This window comes from Rhodococcus sp. NPDC056743 (assembly GCF_042790355.1).
In the GTDB taxonomy this organism is placed as follows: domain Bacteria; phylum Actinomycetota; class Actinomycetes; order Mycobacteriales; family Mycobacteriaceae; genus Rhodococcus_F.
Map to the genome: position 1 here is coordinate 774,930 of NZ_JBHTZI010000001.1, position 22,797 is coordinate 797,726.

The window sequence follows — 22,797 nt, forward strand, 5'->3', positions numbered from 1 at the left end:
AGTTGGGAGAGGCAAGCGCAGTGCATTCTCGAGACGCTTTGAACGCCGAGGGCACACATGACGCCCCACGACCGCGACGCAGTTCGCGCACCGAGTTGATTGTATTTCTGCTGTTGGGCATATCCGTGATCTCCACCGCGCTCCTGGTTGTCGTGCCAGGACTCGTGAGTGGCTAGCGCGGACTCGCTGCCTGTGACGATTTCGAAGAAAGTCCGTCCCCCCACGGCTGTCAATGCTGCTTTCTGGTTGTGGATAGCAAGTGCATTTCTGCTGATCCTGTTCGGCTTGATCAATTTGTCCAGCGCGTCGTACGAACTCCGGGAACAGTTCGCCGATCAAGGTGTGTCGGCCGGCAACATCGATACGTATGTGACGTTCGTTCGGGTGTCCGGGGTGGCGTTGTTGCTCAGCGGATTGATCATCGGCGGCTTGGCCGGCCCGACGCGGTTGGGCCGGAGTCTGTGCCGGAAAATTCTCGTGATCTACTCGGGAGTTTTTGCGGTGCTTCAGATAGCGCTGGTGATTGCGGGTATCAGTACGGTTCTGGCGTTGGTTGTTCCGGTGATGCTGATCAGCGCGGGGGTGTCGATTTATCGAGGCTCGACGCGCAGCTGGTTCGCCCATGGGTGACGAGGCTTCCGGGGTTCTGTTCTACGAGCCCGGTTCGCGGATGTCAGCTGTTGCGCTCGGTCCGGCGTTCTGCCTTGTCGCATTGGTGATCGAACTGTTCACCGGGCCGGTGGTGCACTGGTTCGGATTGGCGATGTTCGCGGTGATTCTGACGGGATTGGTCTACGTGCAGGTCACTGCCGCGCGTCGGCATGTCAGCGTCGAGTTGACCAGCGCGATGTTGCGTCAAGGCACCGAGGAGGTTCCGGTCGACGAAATCGCCGAGGTGTTTCCCGAATCGGACGACGCCGCGTACGAAGACGAGATGGAGCCGTGGGAAACTGCCCGCGCACTTGGTGAACTGTCGGGAGTGCCGCGTCGTCGTCACAGCATCGGTTTGCGATTGACAACCGGCGGCCTGGTCCGGGCCTGGGCGAAAGACGACGTAGCGCTGCGCGAAGCGTTGAATCAGGTGATAGCGGGGCGCGGCGAAGCGGAAAGTGCCCGAGATTCCGAGAGGGTGTCCGATGACTAGAAAAGTCGACTTCAAGACCGGAGTAGGCATTCTCGGTATGGTCGCGTCTCTGGCGCTGGCCGTCGTGTGTTGGAGATCAGGGCTGACCACGTCGACCTTCGCGCCGATTGTCGAGGGCGCACCGTCATTCGAGGGCACGCACTACGACGGACTGTGGATTTCCGGTGCCGGTCTGGCTCTGTTGCTGGCCGGGCTCATGGCGATCGATGTGACACGTCGGCTCCGTATGGCTTGCGTCGCATCCGAGTGAGCGCCATACGGGTAGGGGGTATAGTGGCCTTATGAGTGGTTACAGCCCCGAGCAGGATGATCTGCTCAAACGTCTCCGCCGCATCGAAGGTCAGGTTGCGGGTATCTCGCGCATGGTTGCCGACGATCGGTACTGCATCGACGTACTGACGCAGGTGTCGGCCGCAACCAGCGCGTTGCAGTCCGTGTCCCTGAAGCTTCTCGATGCCCACCTTGCCGGGTGCGTTGTCGAAGCTGCCAAGCAGGGTGGCCCGGAAGCCGATGCCAAGATCAAGGAAGCTCAGGCGGCTATCGCTCGCCTGGTTCGTTCCTGAATAGCACGGCTCGTTCCTGAATCGCCGTGCGGTTACTCCGTGATCGAGCGCGCGAGCGCTCGGGCGGAGAAGTTCACGAAGTGCTCGGGTGTGATTTCTTTGGCGACGTTGATGACGATGGTGTCCGACAGGCCTTTGAGTCCGGAGAGCACGACATGGATCAGCGCGGGGTCGTCCACCAATGTACTTCCCTCGCTTGCAGCTGATTCGGCAAGCGCCGCAAGCAATGCCGAGTTGAAGACCGCCACTGATGCGTGAAGTTCCCGCATGCTCTCCCGGTCGGATCCGGCCATTCCCTCGATGTCGCGCCACGTAGTCGTGAGCCTGCCGACCCGTGCCCAATGCCGCGCGAATTCGGGAATCATGGACTCGAGCAGTGCAGTCAATCCTTGCTCGCGGGGGAGCGAGCTTACGAAGTCCGCCATTTCCAGTTGGCTCTCGCTGAGCAGGGCGGCAAAGATGTCCTGCTTGTCGACGAAGTACTGGTAGATCAGGCCGGTGCTGGTACCCGAGCGTTTCGCCACCGCGCGGATAGTGAGTGCGGAGTAGCCGCCTTCGTCCAGGAGTGCGATCGCTGCGTCCAAGGTACGGCGTCGGCGCGCTTCGGCGTCGCCGTAGATCGAGTTAGTGCTGGTACTGCTCATTTGCTCACCGTAGTCGGGTCGCGCTGCAACCTCAATCGCGAATGAACGTCGTTCGTTCTTGACCATAGGTTTTGCTGTTCAGTGATATGAATCACAGAAAGAACATTGTTCGAATTAGAATGAACATCGTTCATTCTGGTGCTACGCTATGGCGCAGACCACATCGAGACCAGTGCATAGCGCTGGACACTCTGCGGTCGGCCTGACGTTTCTTCCCGTATCCATCGGGAGGTCTACACAGTTGTGGAGTACCTATGACACGCACCAACGATGAACGCGCGGCGATCGACATCGCCGCTGCGGCTGGAGAACTTCTGCTCGAACACCGGAAATCCCTCGGTGCGGCGGACGTGGATGCCGTGACTTTCAAGAACGCCGCAGATCGGCTCAGTCACGACTTCATCGTCGCCGAACTTGCCCGCCGCTTCCCCGCAGATGCAGTGTTGTCGGAGGAAGGCGCTGACGACCTCGCGAGGTTGAACGCGGATCGGGTATGGATCGTCGACCCGCTCGACGGCACCCGTGAATACGGTGAAGCCGGCCGATCGGACTGGGCCGTGCATGTTGCACTGACCGAAAACGGTGCGCTCACAGCAGGTGCGGTTGCAATGCCTGCCCTCGGCGTCACCTATGCCAGCAGCGACGACCGAACCGGACGCGATACCGCAACGCCGGTTCGCGTTGTGGTGTCGCGGACGCGTCGTCCGGAACCGGTCATGCGCATGGCCGACTCGATGGGCGCGGAGTTGATCGAAATGGGATCCGCCGGAGCCAAGGCAATGGCGGTCGTATCCGGAGACGCAGACATCTATGCCCATGCGGGCGGGCAGTACGAGTGGGATTCGGCGGCACCTGTCGCGGTCGCACGCGCTGCGGGACTGCATGTTTCACGTATCGATGGCAGCGAACTTCGCTACAACCAGGAAAACCCGTGGTTGCCGGATCTGCTGATCTGCCGACCAGAACTCGCCCCGAAAGCACTGGAGGAACTGGGCCGATGACCACGACACTGACTCATCTCGAACGGCTCGAAGCCGAGAGCATCCACATCATGCGCGAAGCTGTTGCGCAGAGCGAGAACCCGGTGATGTTGTACTCGGTGGGCAAGGACTCCGCCGTGATGCTGCATCTGGCGCGCAAGGCCTTCTACCCGTCGAAGCTGCCGTTCCCGCTGCTGCACGTCGACACGACGTGGAAGTTCCGCGAAATGTACAAGCTCCGCGACGAGACCGCGGCCGCAGGCGATCTCGATCTGATCGTCTACACCAACCCGGACTGCGTCAAACAGGGCATCAACCCGTTCACACACGGCAGCGCCGTCCACACCGACATGTGGAAAACCGAAGGCCTCAAACAAGCCCTCGATCACTACAAGTTCGACGCCGCGTTCGGCGGCGCTCGCCGTGACGAAGAAAAATCCCGGGCGAAGGAACGGATCTTCTCGATCCGATCGGCAGCGCACCGCTGGGACCCCAAGCAGCAGCGACCGGAACTGTGGCGGATGTACAACGTCCGCAAAGCACCGGGAGAGAGCCTGCGCGTCTTCCCGCTCTCGAACTGGACCGAGCTCGATGTGTGGGAATACATACGCCAGGAAGAGATTCCGATCGTTCCGCTGTACTTTGCCGACAAGCGCCCCGTCGTCGAACGCGACGGCGCACTGATCATGGTCGACGACGACCGGATGCCGTTGCTGCCGGGAGAAACCCCGGAACTCAAGAGCGTTCGATTCCGCACCCTCGGCTGCTATCCGCTGACCGGCGCCGTCGAATCGACCGCCACCAGCCTGACCGAGATCATCTCGGAAATGTTGCTCACCACCACTTCCGAACGCCAGGGACGGGTCATCGACCACGACTCCAGTGCGTCGATGGAAAAGAAGAAGCAAGAAGGGTACTTCTGATGACTGTTTCCTCGGATCTGATCGCCGACGACATCGAGACATACCTCGAACGTCACGCGAACAAGAGCATGCTGCGATTCATCACCTGCGGCAGCGTCGACGACGGCAAGAGCACCCTGATCGGCCGCCTGCTCTACGAATCGAAACTCGTCTTCGACGACCAGCTGACGGCACTCGAAGCCGATTCACGCAAGAGCGGCACCCAGGGCGAAGGGCTCGACTTCGCGCTCCTCGTCGACGGTCTCGCAGCCGAACGTGAGCAGGGCATCACCATCGACGTCGCCTACCGCTACTTCACGACCGAACGTCGCAAGTTCGTCGTCGCCGATACACCCGGCCATGAGCAGTACACCCGAAACATGGTCACCGGCGCATCGACCGCCGACCTCGCGGTCATCCTCGTCGACTCCCGCAAAGGCATCCTGACTCAGACCCGTCGGCACTCGTATCTCGTGTCGTTGCTCGGGATCAAGCACGTGGTGCTCGCCGTCAACAAACTCGACCTCGTCGACTACTCGCAAGAGGTCTTCGACGCCATCACCGCGGACTACACGGCCTTCGCTCACGAAATCGGTCTCGACGGTTTTGTCGCGATTCCGATGTCGGCGTACATGGGCGACAATCTCACCGAGCGCAGTGCGAATACCCCGTGGTACTCCGGGCCGAGTCTGATCGAACATCTCGAAAGCGTGGACATCGACGATGCCGCCGCCGCGGCTCCGTTCCGGATGCCCGTGCAGTGGGTCAACCGACCGGACCTCGACTTCCGCGGATTCTCCGGCCAGATCGTCTCCGGCACAGTCTCTCCCGGTGATCCCATCCGCGTGCTCCCCAGTGGAAAGACGTCCACCGTCGAGCGCATCGTGACCATGGGCGGGGACCTCGACGTTGCCGGCGCCGGCCGCTCGGTCACCATCACCCTCACCGACGAGATCGACATCAGTCGCGGCGACGTGCTGTCCATCGGCGACAATCCACCGGCTGTTGCCGATCAGTTCGAAGCCCACATCGTCTGGATGGGCGAGGCACCCATGCTGCCAGAACGGCCGTTCCTGTGCCAGATCGGTACCGTCACCGTCACCGCGCGCATCACGAAACCGAAACACAAGATCAACGTCAACACACTGGAAAAGACCGCAACGACAACCCTCGAGCTCAACGAAATCGGTGTGTGCAACATCAGTTTCGATCGGCCGGTCCCGTTCGACCCGTACACCGGCAACCACGACACCGGCAGTTTCATCCTCATCGACCGCCTCACCAACGGAACCGTCGGTGCCGGCATGATCACGCACTCGCTGCGCCGGTCCGACAACATCCACTGGCAATCCGTCGACGTCGACGAGGCTGCGCACACCAGGCTCAAAGGACACAAGCCCGCAGTCCTGTGGTTCACCGGCCTCTCCGGGTCGGGAAAGTCGACTATCGCCAACGACCTCGAGCGCCAACTGCATGCTCTCGGCGCACACACCTACCTTCTCGACGGCGACAACGTTCGCCACGGGTTGAATCGAGACCTCGGGTTCACCGAAGCCGACCGTGTCGAGAACATCCGACGCGTCACCGAAGTCACTCGCCTGATGGCAGACGCCGGCCTGATCGTCCTCGCGTCGTTCATTTCGCCGTTCGAGGCTGAACGTCATGCGGCTCGTGAATTGATCGGCGACAACCAGTTTGTCGAGATCTTCGTCGATACCGCTCTTGCCGTTGCAGAGGAGCGAGATCCCAAGGGCCTGTACAAGAAGGCTCGGCGGGGGGAGTTGGCGAATTTCACCGGCATCGACTCACCCTACGAAGCGCCGCAGAACCCGGATATTCACATCGACACCGCTGTGACTACGACCGAGGATGCTGCGGGTGTGATCATCGACTATCTCCGCGCCCGCGGAACCATCTCCTGACCCGTAGAACTGCCGCCTGACCCGTAGAACTACTTTCCCGCACCCACCGAACAACGAGGAGTAGCTGTGCCTGACAGGGCTGAAATCATTTCTGCCGTAGAAGATTACGTCAAGTATCTCGGAAGTCACGACGTTGACCAGTTGGTTGCGCTGTTTGCCGCCGACGCCGTTCAACACGAACCTCTGGGGGTCAAGACCTACCGAGGGATCGACGAGATTCGCGCATTCGACACGGCGAACGCGCAGGTCGACTTCACGGTGAGCCTGCTCGGGCCGATTGTGGTGGCGGGAAAGTATGCAGCCATGCAGCTGCGGGTGCAGCGCGTTGGTATCCCCGACTTCGCCGCCTCGGATCTCTTCGAGTTCGACGAGAACTGCAAGATCGTTTCTCTGAGTGTGGTTCTCGATCCGCAGGCACTGTGTTGAGCGCCAACGGCCTGCTGGCCGGCAAAGTGGTGGTGGTATCCGGAGTAGGGCCGGCGCTGGGTCGTTCGATCGCGCTGCAGAGTGCGGCGGCCGGAGCGAAAGTTGTTCTGGCCGCCCGCACGCCCGAACGTTTGGAATCGGTGGCGACCGAGATCCGTGACCGCGGCGGAATTGCGTTGGCAGTTCCGACCGATCTCACCGACGTCGATTCGATCGCGTCGTTGGCGGAGACTGCGGTCGCCGAGTTCGGTGCCGTGGACTGCCTCGTGAACAACGCGTTCGTCCAACCGGCACAGGTCCCGCTTCTGGACGCTGACTTGGCGTCCATCCAGTCGGGTATCGACATCAACCTGCTTGCGGCGTTGAACGTCACACGCGCCTTGGTGCCGGCATTGACCGAGGCGCAGGGCTCCGTCGTGATGGTGACGTCGATGGTGCTGCGCAATCAGCTTCCGGGGTTCGGGGCCTACCGCATCATGAAAGCCGGACTCTTAGCAATGGCACGCAGTTTGTCGATCGACCTCGGCCCCAAGGGGATTCGAGTGAACTCTGTTGCTCCCGGCTACATCTGGGCGGACTCGGTCAAGAACATGTTCGAGAAGAAGGCGGCGGCAGCAGGAGTCGACCCCAAGGTCATTTACGACGAGATTGCTGCGGGCGCCGATCTGCGCCGGCTACCCGAACCCGACGACATCGCCAATGCCGTCGTCTTCCTCTTGTCCGATTCGGCCAGAGCCATCGCCGGGCAATGTCTCGACGTCAACTGCGGTCACACCCACCACTGAACCACTCTCACCCGCAACTACGGACACAGGAATTACAGATGACACAGGATTACGACGGCATCGGTTCGATCGAGGATCTGCACCAGGCCGCGCGCGAGGTGGCCGGTTACGAAGATTTCGGCAGTGACGGTTACCTCGAAGGCCTTCAGGTTCTGCTCGAGTCGTTCCAACAGGAGGCCGACCTCACTCCGCACGGCAAGGTGATCGCCCGCAAGATGATCATCGGTGCGCTCGCGGGACGTCTGACCAGCGAGGCCGGATTCGCGAAATACCCCGAGCACGTCGACGTTCCGATCGAGCGTCCGATCTTCGTAGTCGGATTGACGCGAACCGGTAGCACCGCGCTCCATCGGTTGCTCGGTGCGGACCCGGCGCATCAGGGTGCCGAGATGTGGCTCGCGGAGACGCCGCAGCCGCGTCCCGATCGCGACAAGTGGTCGGAGAACGAGGATTACGTGCGTGCCGACGCCTTCTACCGCGCCCGCCAGCGCAACGAGGCGGACCTGATGAAGGTGCATTTCATGGGAGCGGAGGAAGTCGAGGAATGTTGGCGGTTGCTGCAGCAGACGATGCTCTCCACTGCCTTCGAGACCGTCGCATACGTGCCGAGTTACACCCAGTGGCTGGCGAAGCAGGACTGGACCGAAACGTACGCGCGGCACAAGAAGAACCTGCAGTTGATCGGACTCCACGACACGGACCGACGGTGGGTGCTCAAGAGTCCGAGCCATGTCTTCGCGATCGACGAGATCTTGAAGGTCTATCCCGACGCGTTGTTCGTTCGCACCTTCCGGGACCCACTGACGTCGATGGCGTCCACTTTCAGCCTCGCGGAGCAGGGCGGCCACGACATGTCGAGGGCATTCGACCGTCCGGCCATCGGGCGCACTCAACTCGACCTGTGGGCGCGCGGGAATGCGAACTTCAACAGTGCTCGTACCCGTTACAACCCGGATCAGTTCATCGACGTCGACTACAAGGACTTCATCTCCGATGCAGTCGGCACCGTCGAGAAGATCTACGCACAGTTCGCCCTGCCCTTCACCGACGAGGCTCGCGCCGCGGTGGAGGCGTCGCACCAGGCCAGCCTGGCTGAGCACCGTCGTCCGTCGCACCGCTATTCCCTCGAGGAGTTCGGCGTGAGCGCTGCCGACGTCGAAGCGAAATTCGCCACAACGCCCTGAACACCAAGACAGTCATGACCATCGAAACATCAACCAGAACAGGGATACTCGTATGAATGCCACTTGGGAAAAGTTCTGCGCAGAGCTGCTCGAGGTCGGAAAGGTCCTCGAGGACGAGATCGTTCCTCAGGATCCGCTGACCCAGGCCGAAGGCGTCCGTTACCTGAGTCGGTTGCTCCGCTACGGCACGATCAACTGCGTCGAGTACACCGATCCGCGTTGGCCGAAGTTCACCTCGGCGCCGAACCCCAACATGATGACGAAGATCGGTGCCGACAACCCGGACAATGTCTACATGCGCGCCAACATTTCCGGTAAGTACAGCTACCGGATCATCGGCACCCGCGGCACGATCCCGCTGATCACCTTCGGCTCCCGCGTCAATCGGTACCACATCGACGGGACAATGCTGCAGACCGGTGACCTGCATATTCACGACCTCGAGGTCGACGAGAACGGCCGTTTCGAGTTCATCGCAAGCGTGGACAAGCCGGCAGAGGGTGCCTGGCTGCCGCTGGCCGTCGACAGCAACCTCATCTCGGTCCGGCAGACCCACCAGGATCGGCGCAACGAGGTTGTCGGTGACCTGAACATCGAGTGCCTGAACCCGGACGGCGACTTCGAGCCGCTGAGTCCGGAAGAGTTGGGCGTGCGCCTGAGTAAGTCGGTCGGGATCGTGAAGGGGATGGCGGAGACCTTCCTCGAATGGTCGCGCAAGTTCCAGCCGCACACCAACGAGATCTTCGACTGGGGACAGGACTACTTCCAGAACGCCGGCGGCGATCCGACGATCTTCTACTTGCACGGTTACTGGAAGCTCGCCGAGGACGAGGCGTGGGTCATCGAAACCGAGGTCCCCAACTGCGAGTACTTCAACTTCGTGCTGCAGAACTTCTGGGTGGAGTCGCTCGACTACAACCGGACGAACATCTACATCAACAATCACACCGCGAAGCTCAACGACGACGGCACCCTGACAATCGTGGTGGCGGCGAAGGATCCGGGTTACGGCAACTGGATCAACACCGATTCGCACGCGGAGGGGACGTGGGCGATGCGCTGGATCAAGGCGGACTCGCACCCGATCCCGACGTCGAAGGTAATCAAGCTCTAAAGCAAGCAGGCTCACTCGGTCCGGTGTGAACAGTCGTACTACGCGGTCGTATGGGCCGCGTAGTACGACATCCGGCGCGCAACTTCAGTATGGGAATCGTATGCACACCAGAATAATTCGATCAGGAACTCGACTGATCGCGCTCGGCATTGCCGGTGCATTGTTGTTGACCGGCTGCGCGTCGAGCAATGGCGAGTCGTCAAGCGCGAACTCTCAAACAAGTAGCGGTGCAGCGGGTTTTGTAGGCGCGCAGGACGCCGGAGAGCCGGTTGACGGCGGGACCGTGACCTTCGGGTCCTACTCGTTCCCGTCCTCGTTGGATCCCACCAAAACCCAAGCCGCCGGCTCGACCGGCGGAACCGAAATGGCCGCAATTTACGACACGCTGGTGCGCAGCGACTCCGTAAGTGGGAGCTTTGTGCCGCAACTCGCGACGTCGCTGACGAACAACGCCGACTTCACGTCGTACACCGTCACTTTGGCAGACGGTCTGACCTTCAGTGACGGAAGCCCACTCGACGCGGAGGCGGTGAAGTGGAGCATCGATCGATTCGTTGCGGGCAAGGGCGATGTGTCGCAGACATGGTTGAACATTGTCGACCGAGTCGATACGCCGAACGCCACCACTGTGGAGTTCAGGCTCCTACGACCGTGGCGTCAATTTCCGGCGTTGTTGTCGCTCGGGCCCGGAATGATCGTTGCGCGAAGCTCCGAGGCCGGTGGAACATTCACCCCGATCGGGGCGGGGCCGTTCACTTTGGCCAAGTTCGCGCCGCACGAAGAGTTGATACTCGCCGCGCGCACGGATTATCCGGGTGGTAGACCTCCGCTCGACACGGTGCGGTTTGTTCCCACGTCGGGCGCAGTATCTCAGTACGAATCGCTGAAGAGTGGTCAAATCGACATGACGTACATCCTTCGCGACGAGGCTGTTATCAAACAAGCTCTCGATGACGGGTACTCCGGCTATCTCAGTCCCACCGGGCAGAACGGGATCGGCACGATCAACAACCGTGAGGGCCGGCCAGGAGCCGACGTTCGCGTCCGTCAGGCGATCGCCTACGGGGTGGATCCGGAAGCGATCAATACCCGTGCGAACAACGGATTAGGTACCGCCAGTTCCGAACTGGTTCCGGAGACGTCGCGCTGGTACAACAACACCGCGGGTATTCCGTTCGATCAGGTGAAGGCAAAGGCGCTGCTCGACCAAGCGAAAGCAGACGGGTACGACGGGAAACTCCGCTACCTCACAACCTCGGAGCCGGGCCAGCAGGCAACCGCACTCACAGTGCAGGCGTCGCTGAACGCAATCGGCTTCGACGTTGCAATCGACTATGCAACCGACGTGACGGATCTGGTCCGGCGGGTGTACAAAGACCATGATTTCGATATGACCCGCGGCGGTGCTCCGGTCGGGGAAGAAGCGCCGTACATCAACTTGTACAACAGCATGGCCAGTGATTCGAAGAACAATCCTTCCGGCTTCGCGGACCCGCAGATGGACACACTGGTCACAGCTGTGCAGACTGCGCCGACAGACGATGCTGTCCGTGACGCCATCAGCAAGGTGCAGGAGTATGCCAATCAGACTGTGCCTTACGCAATCTGGGGCCCGGCATCGGTATTGACCGCGTGGGACGACAACATTCACGGCGTCAAACGCAACATCACCGACATCATGTTCCTCGACGACGCCTGGATCTCGCCGAATTAAGTTGGGTACGAGAGCGATCCTGATGGCCGTCCCGGTCATCAGGATCTGTCGAGTAATTGCTTGCTGCAAGACAATACGGTCGTGTATGACAATGTCAGTCGAGTAGCGATGAAAATGGTGGAACGATGAAGTGGTCGTTGGCGGGCGCGATGATCGACGCTCTGGAACTGTGCGAGTTGGCTCAGGCCGCGGAAGAAGCCGGGTTCGACAGTATCGCGATGCCGGATTCCGTGTTCTATCCGGAGCAGGTATCGGCGCCGTATCCGTACACCGCTGACGGCAAGCGGATGTGGGCACCCGAGACGCCGATGCCGGATCCTTTCATTGCCATGACGGCAATGGCAGCAGTGACGTCACGAATTCGGTTTTACACCAATGTATTCAAGCTTCCACTCCGTGATCCGTTGTTGACGGCGAAGCAGGTATCGACGATGGCGGTGATGTCGGGGAACCGGATCGCGCTCGGCGCCGGGTTGTCCTGGATTCCCGAGGAATTCACCTTCACCGGCACCGAGATGCGTACCCGTGGTGCGCGTACCGACGAAGCAATCGAGATCATCAAGGCCGTATGCGCCGGTCGTGGCCCGGAATGGGTTGAATACCACGGCAAGCACTACGATTTCGACGCACTCATGATCAGTCCGGCTCCGGAGATTTCCGTCCCGATCTACATCGGTGGGCACAGTGAGCCTGGATTGCGCCGTGCCGCCAGGCTTGCCGACGGTTGGATGTCGGTGAACACGACCAAAGCTGAATTGGCTTCTGCCATTGACCGTCTCGCTCAGCTGCGTGCTGAATTCGGTCGCGCAGACGTCCCATTCGACATCAACGTCTCGCCGACGGATGTTCGCGATCTCGGTGGATATCGCGAACTCGAAACTCTCGGCGTCACGGAAATCAGAGTGTTGCCATGGTATCGCTACGGCGTCGACCCGGGAGATCGTCAGGGACGGCTCGACTCGATTCGGCGATTTGCCGACGAGGTCATCACTCAATACTGATCGATCAGCGTCTGCATCGCCCGGCCGTAGAGTTTTGCCAACTGGTCGCGATCGGTCGTCGGTGGAATGCTCTCGGCGCTGAGCGTGCTCAACAGTCCTGAAACCTGGGCGGAGACGAGGAGTGCGCGCGTGTAGGCGTCGTCGCCCGGTAGACGGGCGGCGAGGTTGGTGGCAAACGTGCCTGTCATCTCGCGGAGTCGCTCGCGGATGCGCGGACTGTCGGACGCCCGCATGAGTGCGGTGTGGACCGACAGCATCCGGGCGTCCGCTTTGCCCAGGATAAATGTGGCGATCTGCTCGCCGAGTGTGTCGAGGGGGCCGTCGAACGACCCCTTGAAGTAGTCCTCGACCGGTGTGGTTTCGAGAAACAGTGATTCCTTCGAACCGAAGTGACGTATCACCAGTGCCGGATCGATCCCGGCGAGTTTGGCGATGGCCCGAACGGATGTGCCGCCGAATCCGTGCTCGCCGAACAGTTGGAATGCCGCAGCGCGAATCGCCTCAGGCGTCGAGGGATGCTCTTGCTCTGAAATCCGTTTGTGTTCCGTCACGACATCGACCTCTGTGCTCGTTCTCACGCCGACCTAACTGTCAACACTGTTGACTCTAGCCTGTCAACGGTGTTGACTGTTGAGTCTGTCAACAGTGTTGACAGACTAGGTGCAGATAGCGGAAAAGAGCAGAAATATGACAGAAACCGACGTCAGGATCCCGTGCGAAACGGCGCAGCCGGTCGATCCACCCACGAACTGGAAAATGGTGGGAAGTGGCCTCGCCTTCCCGCTGTTCTTCGTCATCATGTTCTGCCTGTGCTACGTCAGTGCCTTCCACTCGCCGATGCCGAATCAGGCGCCGATCGTCGTAGCCGGCCCCGCATCCGTCACGGCGCCCCTGATCGACGGAATCGAAGCGTCGTCCGGCGACAAGTTCGACATCGTCGCCACCGACAACGTCGCCGACGCCATCGATCGCATCAACAATCGCGATGCCATCGGCGCAATCGAGATCGGTGACACCGTCACCGCGCACATCGCCACCGGAGCGGGCGCCTCGACGGTTTCCGTGGTGACGAATCTGGCCCATTCCATCGCGGACCAGACCGGGCAGCAGGTCACCGTGGTCGACTCGGCACCCGTCACCGCGCGTGATTCGTCGACCGTCGGACTCTTCTACTTCCTGATCGTCTGCACCCTCGGCGGATACCTCACCATCACCGTGCTCAGCCAGGTCGCGCCGAGAATGCGTCTCAAAGAGCAGTATTCGATTCTGGCTGGTGCGGCCATCCTCACCCCGCTCATCGCCTTCGGAATTACCAGCATCTTCATGCACGCATTCGGGGCGTCATTCGGTCAGATCCTGCAACTGCTGGGGATCTCGATGGTGTACACCTTCACCGTCGGTGCCGTGAGCATCCTGCTGAATCGACTGCTCGGCCAGGCCGCGATCTTCGCAGTCTTGACGGTGTTGGTCTTCATCAACTTCCCGAGTTCGGGCGGCGCGATTCCGGTGTCGTTCCTGCCGGGGTTCTGGCAGCACATCCACTCGTTCTGGCTCGGATCGGCGGCCATGGAGCCCATTCGTTCCGTCATCTACTTCGGTGGCAACGGCGCCGGCCCGCACCTGATCGTTCTCGGTATCTGGTTGGTCGCGGCTCTCGGACTCACGGGTCTGGTTGCCTCGCGGCAGTCGAAGAAAGCAGTAGCACAATAAGAATCGGTGGGGCTGGTGCTTACCAGCCCCACCTGATTTTTTTACTTCAGCCGCACGGCGTCCGTGCCGTCACCATCCAACATCGCCGAGCCCAGCAGCGATTCCGGAATTCCGAACCCGTCGATCAGTGTCGCGATATGCGGGCGCAGAGTGCGGCAGCGTTCGTTGATGCCGCGCGTGACGGCCTTCGACCGTTCCACGGACAGGTGCCGGTGCTCCATGAACCAGGCCTTGTCTTCTTCGATGACGGAAAGCGCGTAGAGGTCGCAGACCTCACCGAGAAGTTCCTTCGCCGCCTCGTCCTCGCATGAATCGATACCGGCGACAAAGGCTTCCAGGATGACGCGCTCGATGTGCGCCTGCGCGGCCTCGAGCACGTGGTCCTGCACGAAGTTGAATGCGTCGAACGGATTCTCCTCGCGCTTCTGCGCTGCTTGCAATCTCCGTGCAGCCGTGGAGAGCAGGTACTCCTCGCGATCCTCGAACATCTTCATCTGAGTACCGCGGTTGAAGAGGCTGCCGTCCTCCTCGTTGTCCTGTCGCGTGTCGACAATGGTCTGCAGGATCTGTTGGGCCGCAGTACGTTTCTTGACCACGTCGGAGACCGTCGTAGCGGCGAAACGCATCCAGTCGACGGGGCTCATGCCGCGCACTTCGTCGGCGTAGGACGTGAGCAGTTCCTTGGCAACCAATTGCGTCAGCACATGGTTGTCGCCCTCGAATGTCGTGAAGACATCGGTGTCGGCTTTCAAGGCGGTGAGACGGTTCTCGGCGAGATAGCCTGCGCCGCCGCAGGCTTCGCGCGCCTCCTGAATGGCGCGAGTGGCATGCCACGTGTTGGCTGCCTTGAGTCCGGCGGCTCGTCCCTCGAGTTCGCGCTGCTCCTGTGGTTCCGGGTTCTCGCTGCTCTGGATGTCATGCATCGCGGCAACCAGTTCGTTCTGCGCGAACTGCAGAGCGTACGACCGCGCGATCAGGGGGAGCAGGCGCTTCTGGTGGACGAGGTAGTCCATGATCAGGACTTCGTTGTCGCTCTTAGGGGCGCTGAACTGCCTGCGCTGCAGGGCGTATCGGCTGGCGATGGCCAGGCCGACCCGTGCTGCTGCTGCTGCGGAACCGCCGACGGTGACACGTCCACGAACCAGCGTTCCCACCATCGTGAAGAACCGCCGATTCGGGTTCTCGATTGCCGAGCTGTACGTACCGTCCTCGGCAACGTCGGCGTAGCGGTTGAGTAGGTTGTCGCGGGGGATGCGCACGTGATCGAACATGATGCGCCCGTTGTCGACTCCGGGTAGTCCGCCCTTGAAGCCGCAATCCGACGTCGTGACGCCGGGGAGGTCGTTTCCGGCGGCATCGCGAATCGGAACGACGAAGCAGTGCACGCCCTGGCTCTCGCCTCCGGTGATCAGTTGTGCGAACACTGCTGCGACGGTGGCATGTTCGGCAGCCCCACCGATGTAGTCCTTACGCGACGACGGAGTGGGGGAGTCGATCACGAATTCGCCGGTGGCCGCGTCGTAGGTTGCGGTGGTCTCGAGTTCCTGGACGTCGCTGCCATGGCCGGTCTCGGTCATGGCAAAACACCCGAGCAGTTCCAGGTCGATGAGGGGTTTGACGTAGGCCTGGTGGTGGCGTTCGGTGCCGAGGTTTTCGATTGCTCCGCCGAACAGTCCCCATTGGACGCCGGCCTTGACCATGAGGGACAGGTCGGACATTGCGAGCATTTCGATGCTGGTGACGGCGCCGCCCGCATCTCCGGTTCCGCCGTGCGCTACCGCGAAACCGTTTGCGGCATAACCGAGATCGGCAAGAACTCGCATCTGTTCGAGGGTCTTGGTGCGGGCGATGGCGAGATTCGGAGTGAAATGCGGGGCAAAACGTTCGTCGGACAGTTCACCGCGAACTCGCTCCCGCACCTCCCGCCAGCGTCCGTCGAGAGTAATCCTGAGGTGGTCCGCTGTGGTGGCCATGGGATCGACCCTAGCGCGAGCGTGGAACCTGTCAGCAGTTTCCGGCGGCGCCGGCTTCGATTCCTTCTCTGAACAGTTCTTTGTCCGCGTCGGGCATCGCTTGATACGACGGGTCGTTTTCCACGATTTTCAGGAAGTTCGCCGCCGCGTCCGCCGGGGCACCTCCGGTCTGGGTCTGCTGCGTGACGTAGACGGAGACAGCCGAGCAACCGCCCAGAAAGGCGGGCTCGGTGCGGGGCGTGGCCGGGGCCGAGCTGACTGGCGAGCTGACTGCCGAACCCGCAGCGGATGTCACCGTCGTAGCGGTCGGCGGCTCTGTTTCCCCGTCGGAGCTGCAGGATGTGACAAGAATCGCAACTGGAATCAACAGCGTGGTCAGCAGTCGCCTCATGGCCCAAATAGTCCCATAATTGGCCAGTTGGGGCCGGAAAACGCATTTCGGCGCCGTAACTCCTACACCCTGTCGTTGTCAGATTCGACAGAACTGGGACACTGGAGGTCGTGACTGTGTCTTCCGGTGATTTCGACGTGCATGCAACGAACTCGGCTCGGCTCTTCGAGCGGGCCGGCAACGTGATTCCAGGTGGCGTCAATTCGCCGGTCCGAGCGTTCGGTTCGGTGGGTGGAACACCTCGATTCATCCGTGAGGCGTCCGGCTACACACTGACCGACGTCGACGACAACAAGTACGTCGATCTCGTGTCGTCGTGGGGGCCGATGATCCTCGGACACGCCCACCCCGCAGTAGTGGAAGCCGTCCGCGAGGCAGCCCTCGGCGGCCTGTCCTTCGGTGCTCCCACCGAAGGTGAAATCGCGCTGGCGGAAGAAATCGTTGCCAGGGTCGCCCCGGTCGAGAAGGTTCGCCTCGTCAACTCCGGCACCGAAGCCACCATGAGCGCAGTACGACTGGCCCGCGGATTCACCGGTCGCAGCAAGATCATCAAGTTCTCCGGTTGCTATCACGGGCACGTCGACGCCCTGCTGGCCGACGCCGGATCCGGCCTTGCCACCTTCGGATTGCCCACGTCACCCGGTGTGACCGGCGCGCAGGCCGAAGACACCATCGTGGTCCGCTACAACGATCTCGACGCCGTCGCCGCAGCATTCGCGGCCAACCCGGACGCCATCGCGTGTGTCATCACCGAGGCCGCTGCGGGAAACATGGGTGCTGTTGCGCCGCTGCCCGGTTTCAACGCGGGACTGCGTGCACTCACCCGCGAGCACGGCGCTCTGCTGATCATGGACGAGGTGATGACGGGATTCCGCGTCAGCGCGTCCGGTTGGTACGGCATCGACAATGTTGCCGGCGATCTCTACACCTTCGGCAAGGTCATGAGCGGCGGTCTTCCGGCCGCGGCGTTCGGCGGTCGCGCCGACATCATGGGCCATCTTGCGCCAGACGGCCCGGTGTACCAGGCAGGCACCCTCTCGGGTAACCCCGTCGCCGTTGCTGCCGGTCTCGCGAACCTGCGCGCTGCCGACGCCGATGTTTACGCCAAGCTCGGAAAGAACGCCACCACCCTCGGCACGCTCATGTCCGACGCACTCACCGCGGAAGGCGTCGTCCACAAGGTGCAGTACGCGGGCACACTGGTCAGCGTGTTCTTCTCCGAAAACACCGTGACGAATTACGACGAGGCGAAGGCCGCACAGACGTGGCGGTTCCCCGCGTTCTTCCACGAATTGCTCGCTCGTGGCGTGTACCCGCCGCCGAGCGCATTCGAGGCCTGGTTCGTCTCGGCTGCACTCGACGATCGGGCATTTTCGATCATCGCCGACGCTCTGCCGCACGCTGCAAAGGCTGCCGCGGCAGCCGTCAAGCCCTGAGATCTGCACTCACCTTCTTCAGCCCACACCTACTTCAGCTAGGACCCTCGACTGTGACCGACGCCGATCACCCAGACCACACGTCCACCCGCACGATCGTGCATGTACTTCGCCACGGTGAAGTGCACAACCCGCGCGGGATCCTGTACGGACGGCTACCGGGATTCCGGTTGTCGGTAGCGGGTGAGGCGCAGGCCCGGGCGGTCGCGGCTGTTCTGGCGGATCACGACATCACTCATGTTGTCGCGTCGCCGTTGCAGCGGGCGCAGGAAACTGCGACCCCGATCGCCGAGGCGCACGGCCTCGACATCACCACCGACGACAACGTCATCGAGGCGGGCAACGAGTTCGAGGGCCTGAAGGTTGCCGTCGGTGACGGCGCCCTCTCGCGCCCGCGCCACTGGTGGAAGTTGCGCGATCCGTTCACCCCGTCATGGGGCGAGCCCTACCTGCAGATTGCGCATCGCATGCTCGCTGCCGTGAATGCCGCTCGCGTTGCCGCGGTCGGACACGAAGCCGTCATCGTGAGTCATCAGTTGCCGGTGTGGACTCTGCGACGCTTCCTGCAGGGCGAACGCCTGTGGCACGACCCGCGTCACCGTCAGTGTGGTCTTGCGTCGCTCACCTCGCTCGTCTACGAAGGTGACACCCTCGTCGACATCATCTACTCCGAGCCCGCGGGCGCATCCGATCCGAGAGTGACCGGAGCATGATTTTCCGCAAGGTCGCAGCAGCAGTCGCCACGGCTGCCGCAGCGATGCTCGTTCTCTCGTCTTGCGCGACCGGCGACGACGCCGTTCAGACGGGCGGCACTTTCGACTTCGTCTCGCCCGGTGGCCAGACGAAGATCTTCTACGATCCGCCGTCCGAGCGAGGCACCATCGGAAAGCTCAGCGGACCGGATCTGATGACGGACGGCGCAACTGTCGGCCTCAGTGATTTCCCGGACCAGGTTGTCGTCCTCAACGTCTGGGGCCAGTGGTGTGGGCCGTGCCGTGCCGAAGCCGACGACTTGGAACAGGTTTACGAGCAGACGCGTGATTCCGGAGTGCAGTTCCTCGGCATCAACGTTCGCGACGACACCAAGAACAAGGCACAGGACTTCGTCATCGACAACAAGGTCTCGTACCCGTCGATCTACGACCCGTCGATGCGCTCGCTGATCGCGCTCGGCAAGGGATACCCGACGTCGGTCATCCCGACCACCATCGTTCTCGACCGCCAGCATCGCGTCGCCGCTGTGTTCCTGCAGGAATTGCTTGCCGAGGATCTCCTGCCCGTTGTCGAACGAGTAGCGGCGGAAGAGCCTGCGCACCAATGACACTCGCAAGTACTGAAACACTCGGCGCGGGCGTCGGAGAAGCATTTCAAAATGCGGCATCGTCCGGGCCACTATTTCTTGCACTGGGGGCGTGCCTGCTTGCAGGTCTGGTCTCGTTTGCCTCACCGTGCGTAGTGCCGCTGGTTCCCGGTTACCTGTCCTACCTGGCCGGGGTTGTCGGTGCCGACGCCCCGGCAATTACGGCCGACGAAGCCAGGACGCGAACTATCGCTCGCAGCAGTCGTCTGCGAGTCGCCGGCGCCGCCGGACTGTTCGTGGCCGGCTTCACCGTCGTCTTCGTACTGGCGACAGCTTCCGTGTTCGGCGTCATCTCCACACTGTTGATCAACCGCGACGTGCTGATGCGCGTCGGCGGTGTTGTCACGATCGCAATGGGCCTCGTGTTCATCGGCCTGGTGCCCGCGCTGCAGAAAGATGTCCGCTTCGAGCCGCGTCGAGTGTCCTCCTTGGTGGGCGCTCCGCTGCTCGGTGGTGTGTTCGCACTCGGCTGGACACCGTGCCTGGGCCCGACGCTTGCCGGAGTCATGTCCGTGGCCGCCGGAACCGAAGGCATGACCGCGGCTCGCGGTGTCACGTTGATCGTGGCGTACTGCATCGGGCTCGGCTTGCCGTTCATCATCTTGGCCCTCGGGTCGGCCCGCGCCTTGAACGGCGTCGGTTGGCTGCGCCGCAACGCGCGAACCATTCAGATTTTCGGCGGAATCATGTTGGTGGCAGTGGGCATTGCCCTCGTCACGGGCGCGTGGGACCAGTTCGTCGGCTGGGTCCGTGACGCATTTATCTCGGAGGTGACGCTGCCGATATGACAGCTGACGATAATCACGACAACTCGACTTCGGCATTGCCCCGGCAGTCGCCGATCGCTCGAGTCATCGCACTCGGACGCAACACGTGGCGTGGTCTCACCTCGATGAAGACCGCGCTCGTACTGCTGTTCCTCCTCGCGATCGCCGCAATTCCCGGCGCGCTGTTGCCCCAGCGTTCCCTCAACGAGGGCAAGGTTGCGGATTACATCGCCGCGCGGCCCACCTTGGGTCCCTGGATGGACAAGCTCGAACTGTTCGACGTATTCAGCAGTTTCTGGTTCACCGCGATCTACGCCCTGCTGTTCATCTCGCTCGTCGGCTGCATCCTGCCGCGCTGCGTCGAGCACGCGAAGGCTCTTCGTACCCGCCCCGTGGCGGCCCCGCGCAACCTCTCCCGCTTGCCGCACCATACGTCGAGCGTCGCTCCGGGCGAGACGCCCGAAGAGTTGGCTGCACGTCTGTCCAAGGAGCTCAAAGGATGGCGCGTCGAGACCCGCACCGACGACGAGCGGTCGAGGCACGACGGTGAAATCACGATCTCCGCGGAGAAGGGGTACCTCCGTGAATTCGGCAACCTCGTTTTCCACCTATCGCTCGTCGGGCTTCTGATTGCCATCGCGGCCGGAAAGCTGTTCGGCTACGAAGGCAACCGCATTGTGATCGCCAATGACGGACCGGGATTCTGCACCACGTCGCCGGCCGTCTTCGACTCCTTCATTGCCGGACTCAGCCTCGACGGCACCGGGATGACGCCGCTGTGTGTGCGGGTCAAGAACTTCGAGGCCGACTACCTGGAAACCGGGCAGGCCGAGATGTTCACCTCGGACATCTCGTACCAGTCGGGCGACGACATCGACTCCGACACCTGGCGCGACACCACCATCGCGGTGAACCACCCGCTGCGTGTTGCCGGTGATCGCGTGTACTTGCAGGGCCACGGGTACGCGCCGACCTTCACGGTCACCTTCCCCAACGGGGAGACCCGCACCGAGACCCTTCAGTGGCGACCCGATGACGCGACCACCTTCCTGAGCAGTGGTGCGATGCGTTTCGACCCGCCCGGCGGTATGTACCCGGATGCCGACGAGCGACGCAAGAATCAGATCGCCATCGAAGGGCTGTTCGCGCCGACGGCGCTGTTCCACGGAAATCTGCTGTCGTCGAGCTTCCCTGCGATGAACGATCCGGCAGTCGCCATCGACATCTACAAGGGCGACACCGGCCTCGATACCGGTAACCCGCAGTCGCTGTTCGAACTCAACACCGAACTCATCAATCAGGGCCGACTGGTCAAGCAGGAGCGGGTCAACCTGTTTCCGGGCGAGAGCGCAACATTGGCGGACGGTACACAGGTACGGTTCGACGGTGCCGTCGACTTCGTCAACCTGCAGGTTTCGCACGACCCGGCCCAGCAATGGGTTCTCGTCTCGGCATTGACGATGATGGCGGGCCTGCTGGTCTCACTCCTGATCAAGCGTCGCAGAATCTGGGCCCGTATCTATCTCGATGACGAACGACGTACGGTAGTAGAGCTTGGCGGACTTGCCCGCACCGACCACGCCGGCTGGGGCGACGAGTTCGATCGTCTCGCAGATCGTTTACTAGACAGCAACTCGACTAACTCGGTGACCACACCGCACGTGCAGGAGAATGCCCGATGACAACCAACGAGACTCTCGCTCAGTACAGCGACTGGGCCTTCAAATCAGCCTTTACCGTGCTGGTTCTGGCGTTTGTGCTGCTGATCGTGGAGTACGCGTCGGCTCGCGCCAAATCCGTTCAGGAGAAGGAACTGATTGCCGCGGGGGGTGGGGACGCCCTTGTGCCTGGTCGCGTGACCGAGCAGCCGACCAAGCCGCTTTCCGAGCGCTTCGGTGGCATGGGACGTGCAGTCCTGGTTGTCGGCACCGTCCTGATCATCGCGTCGATCGTGCTCCGTGGGTTTGCGACCTCACGATTCCCGCTCGGCAATATGTACGAGTTCGTTGCCATGGCGTGTGCTGCGGCGTTGTTGGTCGGTCACGTTCTGCTGGCGAAGGCAACGTACCGGTCGATGTGGGTCTTCCTCCTCGTGCCGGTGCTGATTCTGATGTTCCTGGCCGGAACCATTCTCTACGCCGACGCCGCACCCGTGGTTCCCGCACTGCGGTCCTACTGGCTGCCGATTCACGTGACCATCGTGAGCGTCGGGTCCGGCATCTTCATGATCGGTGGCATCGCCAGTATCTTGTTCCTGCTGCGCCTGAAGTTTCCGCCCGGTGAAGAAGGTTCAGGCATCGGTGGCCGGATCGCCGAGCGGCTTCCCGACGCCCAGACGCTCGACCGCCTGGCATACAAAAGCACCATCATCGCCTTCCCGCTGTTCGGTGCCGGAGTAATCCTGGGTGCAATCTGGGCGGAAGCGGCGTGGGGCCGGTTCTGGGGCTGGGATCCCAAGGAAACGGTGTCCTTCATCGCCTGGGTGATCTACGCCGCCTACCTGCACGCCCGGGCAACATCCGGTTGGCGTGAGACGAAAGCCGCCTGGATCAACATCGCAGGTTTTGTGGCGATGCTCTTCAATCTGTTCATCATCAACATGGTCGTTTCCGGCCTGCATTCCTACGCGGGACTGACCTGAGTCGATCCGGTACGGTGGGTTGTCGCCGACCGGTCGGGCTTTTGTGTCCGCCCAATGTATGTGCGGTGGGGTACGCAGCAGATGGGTACCAGCTTTGGAAACTAGCTACGCGATAGCTGTATCGTCGTGTCTGTACCGGG

General features: G+C 61.7%; 24 protein-coding genes. 20 read left to right on the top strand and 4 right to left on the bottom strand.

Going from position 1 to position 22,797, the window contains the following annotated elements; all coding sequences use genetic code 11:
* Nucleotides 1-168: 168 nt before the first annotated feature.
* Genes ACFRFQ_RS03455 through ACFRFQ_RS03470 form a run of 4 tightly spaced genes read left to right on the top strand, consistent with a single transcriptional unit; the run spans nucleotide 169 to nucleotide 1,707 of the window.
* Nucleotides 169-630 (top strand): hypothetical protein, encoded by a 462-nt coding sequence (locus ACFRFQ_RS03455; protein ID WP_378653086.1) that lies wholly within the window; start codon nucleotides 169-171, stop codon nucleotides 628-630.
* Nucleotides 623-1,144, top strand: a complete 522-nt coding sequence (locus tag ACFRFQ_RS03460; protein WP_378653088.1) for a hypothetical protein — start codon at nucleotides 623-625, stop codon at nucleotides 1,142-1,144. The genes ACFRFQ_RS03455 and ACFRFQ_RS03460 overlap by 8 nt, the downstream gene beginning before the upstream one ends.
* Entirely contained in the window at nucleotides 1,137-1,394 is a 258-nt protein-coding gene (locus ACFRFQ_RS03465; protein WP_378653090.1) for a hypothetical protein, read from the top strand. The genes ACFRFQ_RS03460 and ACFRFQ_RS03465 overlap by 8 nt, the downstream gene beginning before the upstream one ends.
* 31 nt (nucleotides 1,395-1,425) lie before the next feature.
* The gene (locus tag ACFRFQ_RS03470) at nucleotides 1,426-1,707 is read left to right on the top strand and encodes a metal-sensitive transcriptional regulator (protein ID WP_033235483.1); all 282 of its coding nucleotides are present in this window, start codon (nucleotides 1,426-1,428) and stop codon (nucleotides 1,705-1,707) included.
* A gap of 32 nt (nucleotides 1,708-1,739) precedes the next feature.
* Here ACFRFQ_RS03470 and ACFRFQ_RS03475 read toward each other — a convergent pair whose 3' ends face one another.
* A complete protein-coding gene (locus ACFRFQ_RS03475; RefSeq protein WP_378653093.1) occupies nucleotides 1,740-2,351 on the bottom strand; it encodes a TetR/AcrR family transcriptional regulator in 612 nt (203 codons plus the stop codon).
* 254 nt (nucleotides 2,352-2,605) lie between these two features.
* On the opposite strand from ACFRFQ_RS03475, the gene ACFRFQ_RS03480 reads away from it, so the two are divergent.
* The 9 genes from ACFRFQ_RS03480 to ACFRFQ_RS03520 all read left to right on the top strand — a co-directional run bounded on the left by ACFRFQ_RS03480 (nucleotide 2,606) and on the right by ACFRFQ_RS03520 (nucleotide 12,379).
* Complete coding sequence (locus ACFRFQ_RS03480; protein ID WP_378653094.1) at nucleotides 2,606-3,352, top strand: 3'(2'),5'-bisphosphate nucleotidase CysQ; 747 nt, start codon at nucleotides 2,606-2,608, stop codon at nucleotides 3,350-3,352.
* Nucleotides 3,349-4,254, top strand: coding sequence for a sulfate adenylyltransferase subunit CysD (gene cysD / locus ACFRFQ_RS03485; protein ID WP_378653096.1), 906 nt, complete (start codon nucleotides 3,349-3,351; stop codon nucleotides 4,252-4,254). The genes ACFRFQ_RS03480 and cysD overlap by 4 nt, the downstream gene beginning before the upstream one ends.
* Nucleotides 4,254-6,155: a sulfate adenylyltransferase subunit CysN gene (gene cysN, locus ACFRFQ_RS03490; protein ID WP_378653098.1), complete on the top strand. Its 1,902-nt coding sequence runs from the start codon at nucleotides 4,254-4,256 to the stop codon at nucleotides 6,153-6,155. Before cysD ends, cysN begins: the two co-directional genes overlap by 1 nt.
* A gap of 66 nt (nucleotides 6,156-6,221) precedes the next feature.
* The gene (locus tag ACFRFQ_RS03495; protein WP_138869750.1) at nucleotides 6,222-6,581 is read left to right on the top strand and encodes a nuclear transport factor 2 family protein; all 360 of its coding nucleotides are present in this window, start codon (nucleotides 6,222-6,224) and stop codon (nucleotides 6,579-6,581) included.
* On the top strand, nucleotides 6,575-7,366 hold the full coding sequence (locus tag ACFRFQ_RS03500) for an SDR family oxidoreductase (protein WP_378653100.1): 792 nt from the start codon (nucleotides 6,575-6,577) through the stop codon (nucleotides 7,364-7,366). The genes ACFRFQ_RS03495 and ACFRFQ_RS03500 overlap by 7 nt, the downstream gene beginning before the upstream one ends.
* Nucleotides 7,367-7,404: 38 nt before the next feature.
* Entirely contained in the window at nucleotides 7,405-8,550 is a 1,146-nt protein-coding gene (locus ACFRFQ_RS03505; RefSeq protein WP_378653102.1) for a sulfotransferase family protein, read from the top strand.
* A gap of 52 nt (nucleotides 8,551-8,602) precedes the next feature.
* Nucleotides 8,603-9,664, top strand: coding sequence for a DUF1214 domain-containing protein (locus tag ACFRFQ_RS03510; protein WP_378653104.1), 1,062 nt, complete (start codon nucleotides 8,603-8,605; stop codon nucleotides 9,662-9,664).
* 100 nt (nucleotides 9,665-9,764) lie between these two features.
* Nucleotides 9,765-11,378, top strand: coding sequence for an ABC transporter substrate-binding protein (locus ACFRFQ_RS03515; protein ID WP_378653106.1), 1,614 nt, complete (start codon nucleotides 9,765-9,767; stop codon nucleotides 11,376-11,378).
* Nucleotides 11,379-11,503: 125 nt separating this feature from the next.
* Nucleotides 11,504-12,379 carry a TIGR03619 family F420-dependent LLM class oxidoreductase gene (locus ACFRFQ_RS03520; protein ID WP_378653109.1) on the top strand — a complete coding sequence of 292 codons (876 nt, stop codon included), beginning with the start codon at nucleotides 11,504-11,506 and terminating at the stop codon, nucleotides 12,377-12,379.
* Here ACFRFQ_RS03520 and ACFRFQ_RS03525 read toward each other — a convergent pair.
* Complete coding sequence (locus tag ACFRFQ_RS03525) at nucleotides 12,370-12,930, bottom strand: TetR family transcriptional regulator (RefSeq protein WP_378653111.1); 561 nt, start codon at nucleotides 12,928-12,930, stop codon at nucleotides 12,370-12,372. The genes ACFRFQ_RS03520 and ACFRFQ_RS03525 overlap by 10 nt on opposite strands.
* 136 nt (nucleotides 12,931-13,066) lie before the next feature.
* Here ACFRFQ_RS03525 and ACFRFQ_RS03530 point away from each other — a divergent pair, with 136 nt between their 5' ends.
* On the top strand, nucleotides 13,067-14,089 hold the full coding sequence (locus ACFRFQ_RS03530) for a hypothetical protein (RefSeq protein ID WP_378653113.1): 1,023 nt from the start codon (nucleotides 13,067-13,069) through the stop codon (nucleotides 14,087-14,089).
* A 41-nt stretch (nucleotides 14,090-14,130) separates the two neighbouring features.
* Here ACFRFQ_RS03530 and ACFRFQ_RS03535 read toward each other — a convergent pair whose 3' ends face one another.
* The gene (locus tag ACFRFQ_RS03535; protein WP_378653115.1) at nucleotides 14,131-16,062 is read right to left on the bottom strand and encodes an acyl-CoA dehydrogenase; all 1,932 of its coding nucleotides are present in this window, start codon (nucleotides 16,060-16,062) and stop codon (nucleotides 14,131-14,133) included.
* Between the two features lie 31 nt (nucleotides 16,063-16,093).
* A complete protein-coding gene (locus ACFRFQ_RS03540; protein ID WP_378653118.1) occupies nucleotides 16,094-16,453 on the bottom strand; it encodes a hypothetical protein in 360 nt (119 codons plus the stop codon).
* Nucleotides 16,454-16,563: 110 nt separating this feature from the next.
* On the opposite strand from ACFRFQ_RS03540, the gene hemL reads away from it, so the two are divergent.
* The 6 genes from hemL to ccsB are packed head-to-tail and all read left to right on the top strand — an operon-like array spanning nucleotide 16,564 to nucleotide 22,657.
* Nucleotides 16,564-17,889: a glutamate-1-semialdehyde 2,1-aminomutase gene (hemL, locus tag ACFRFQ_RS03545; protein WP_378653121.1), complete on the top strand. Its 1,326-nt coding sequence runs from the start codon at nucleotides 16,564-16,566 to the stop codon at nucleotides 17,887-17,889.
* A gap of 53 nt (nucleotides 17,890-17,942) precedes the next feature.
* Nucleotides 17,943-18,602 carry a histidine phosphatase family protein gene (locus tag ACFRFQ_RS03550; RefSeq protein ID WP_138869740.1) on the top strand — a complete coding sequence of 220 codons (660 nt, stop codon included), beginning with the start codon at nucleotides 17,943-17,945 and terminating at the stop codon, nucleotides 18,600-18,602.
* Nucleotides 18,599-19,210, top strand: a complete 612-nt coding sequence (locus tag ACFRFQ_RS03555; protein ID WP_378653124.1) for a TlpA disulfide reductase family protein — start codon at nucleotides 18,599-18,601, stop codon at nucleotides 19,208-19,210. The genes ACFRFQ_RS03550 and ACFRFQ_RS03555 overlap by 4 nt, the downstream gene beginning before the upstream one ends.
* Entirely contained in the window at nucleotides 19,207-20,037 is an 831-nt protein-coding gene (locus ACFRFQ_RS03560; protein WP_033235467.1) for a cytochrome c biogenesis CcdA family protein, read from the top strand. Before ACFRFQ_RS03555 ends, ACFRFQ_RS03560 begins: the two co-directional genes overlap by 4 nt.
* Nucleotides 20,034-21,698 (top strand): cytochrome c biogenesis protein ResB, encoded by a 1,665-nt coding sequence (locus ACFRFQ_RS03565; RefSeq protein WP_378653127.1) that lies wholly within the window; start codon nucleotides 20,034-20,036, stop codon nucleotides 21,696-21,698. Before ACFRFQ_RS03560 ends, ACFRFQ_RS03565 begins: the two co-directional genes overlap by 4 nt.
* The gene (gene ccsB, locus ACFRFQ_RS03570; RefSeq protein WP_378653130.1) at nucleotides 21,695-22,657 is read left to right on the top strand and encodes a c-type cytochrome biogenesis protein CcsB; all 963 of its coding nucleotides are present in this window, start codon (nucleotides 21,695-21,697) and stop codon (nucleotides 22,655-22,657) included. Before ACFRFQ_RS03565 ends, ccsB begins: the two co-directional genes overlap by 4 nt.
* The last annotated feature ends 140 nt before the right edge of the window (nucleotides 22,658-22,797 follow it).

Coding starts and splice junctions, on each gene's coding strand:
- ACFRFQ_RS03505 (WP_378653102.1), top strand. CDS start 7,405: ATGACACAGGATTACGACGGCATCGGTTCGATCGAGGATCTGCACCAG.
- cysD (WP_378653096.1), top strand. CDS start 3,349: ATGACCACGACACTGACTCATCTCGAACGGCTCGAAGCCGAGAGCATC.
- cysN (WP_378653098.1), top strand. CDS start 4,254: ATGACTGTTTCCTCGGATCTGATCGCCGACGACATCGAGACATACCTC.
- ACFRFQ_RS03460 (WP_378653088.1), top strand. CDS start 623: ATGGGTGACGAGGCTTCCGGGGTTCTGTTCTACGAGCCCGGTTCGCGG.
- ACFRFQ_RS03465 (WP_378653090.1), top strand. CDS start 1,137: ATGACTAGAAAAGTCGACTTCAAGACCGGAGTAGGCATTCTCGGTATG.
- ACFRFQ_RS03515 (WP_378653106.1), top strand. CDS start 9,765: ATGCACACCAGAATAATTCGATCAGGAACTCGACTGATCGCGCTCGGC.
- ACFRFQ_RS03480 (WP_378653094.1), top strand. CDS start 2,606: ATGACACGCACCAACGATGAACGCGCGGCGATCGACATCGCCGCTGCG.
- ACFRFQ_RS03520 (WP_378653109.1), top strand. CDS start 11,504: ATGAAGTGGTCGTTGGCGGGCGCGATGATCGACGCTCTGGAACTGTGC.
- ACFRFQ_RS03475 (WP_378653093.1), bottom strand. CDS start 2,351: ATGAGCAGTACCAGCACTAACTCGATCTACGGCGACGCCGAAGCGCGC.
- ACFRFQ_RS03530 (WP_378653113.1), top strand. CDS start 13,067: ATGACAGAAACCGACGTCAGGATCCCGTGCGAAACGGCGCAGCCGGTC.
- ACFRFQ_RS03510 (WP_378653104.1), top strand. CDS start 8,603: ATGAATGCCACTTGGGAAAAGTTCTGCGCAGAGCTGCTCGAGGTCGGA.
- ACFRFQ_RS03535 (WP_378653115.1), bottom strand. CDS start 16,062: ATGGCCACCACAGCGGACCACCTCAGGATTACTCTCGACGGACGCTGG.
- ccsB (WP_378653130.1), top strand. CDS start 21,695: ATGACAACCAACGAGACTCTCGCTCAGTACAGCGACTGGGCCTTCAAA.
- ACFRFQ_RS03560 (WP_033235467.1), top strand. CDS start 19,207: ATGACACTCGCAAGTACTGAAACACTCGGCGCGGGCGTCGGAGAAGCA.
- ACFRFQ_RS03555 (WP_378653124.1), top strand. CDS start 18,599: ATGATTTTCCGCAAGGTCGCAGCAGCAGTCGCCACGGCTGCCGCAGCG.
- ACFRFQ_RS03540 (WP_378653118.1), bottom strand. CDS start 16,453: ATGAGGCGACTGCTGACCACGCTGTTGATTCCAGTTGCGATTCTTGTC.
- ACFRFQ_RS03470 (WP_033235483.1), top strand. CDS start 1,426: ATGAGTGGTTACAGCCCCGAGCAGGATGATCTGCTCAAACGTCTCCGC.
- ACFRFQ_RS03565 (WP_378653127.1), top strand. CDS start 20,034: ATGACAGCTGACGATAATCACGACAACTCGACTTCGGCATTGCCCCGG.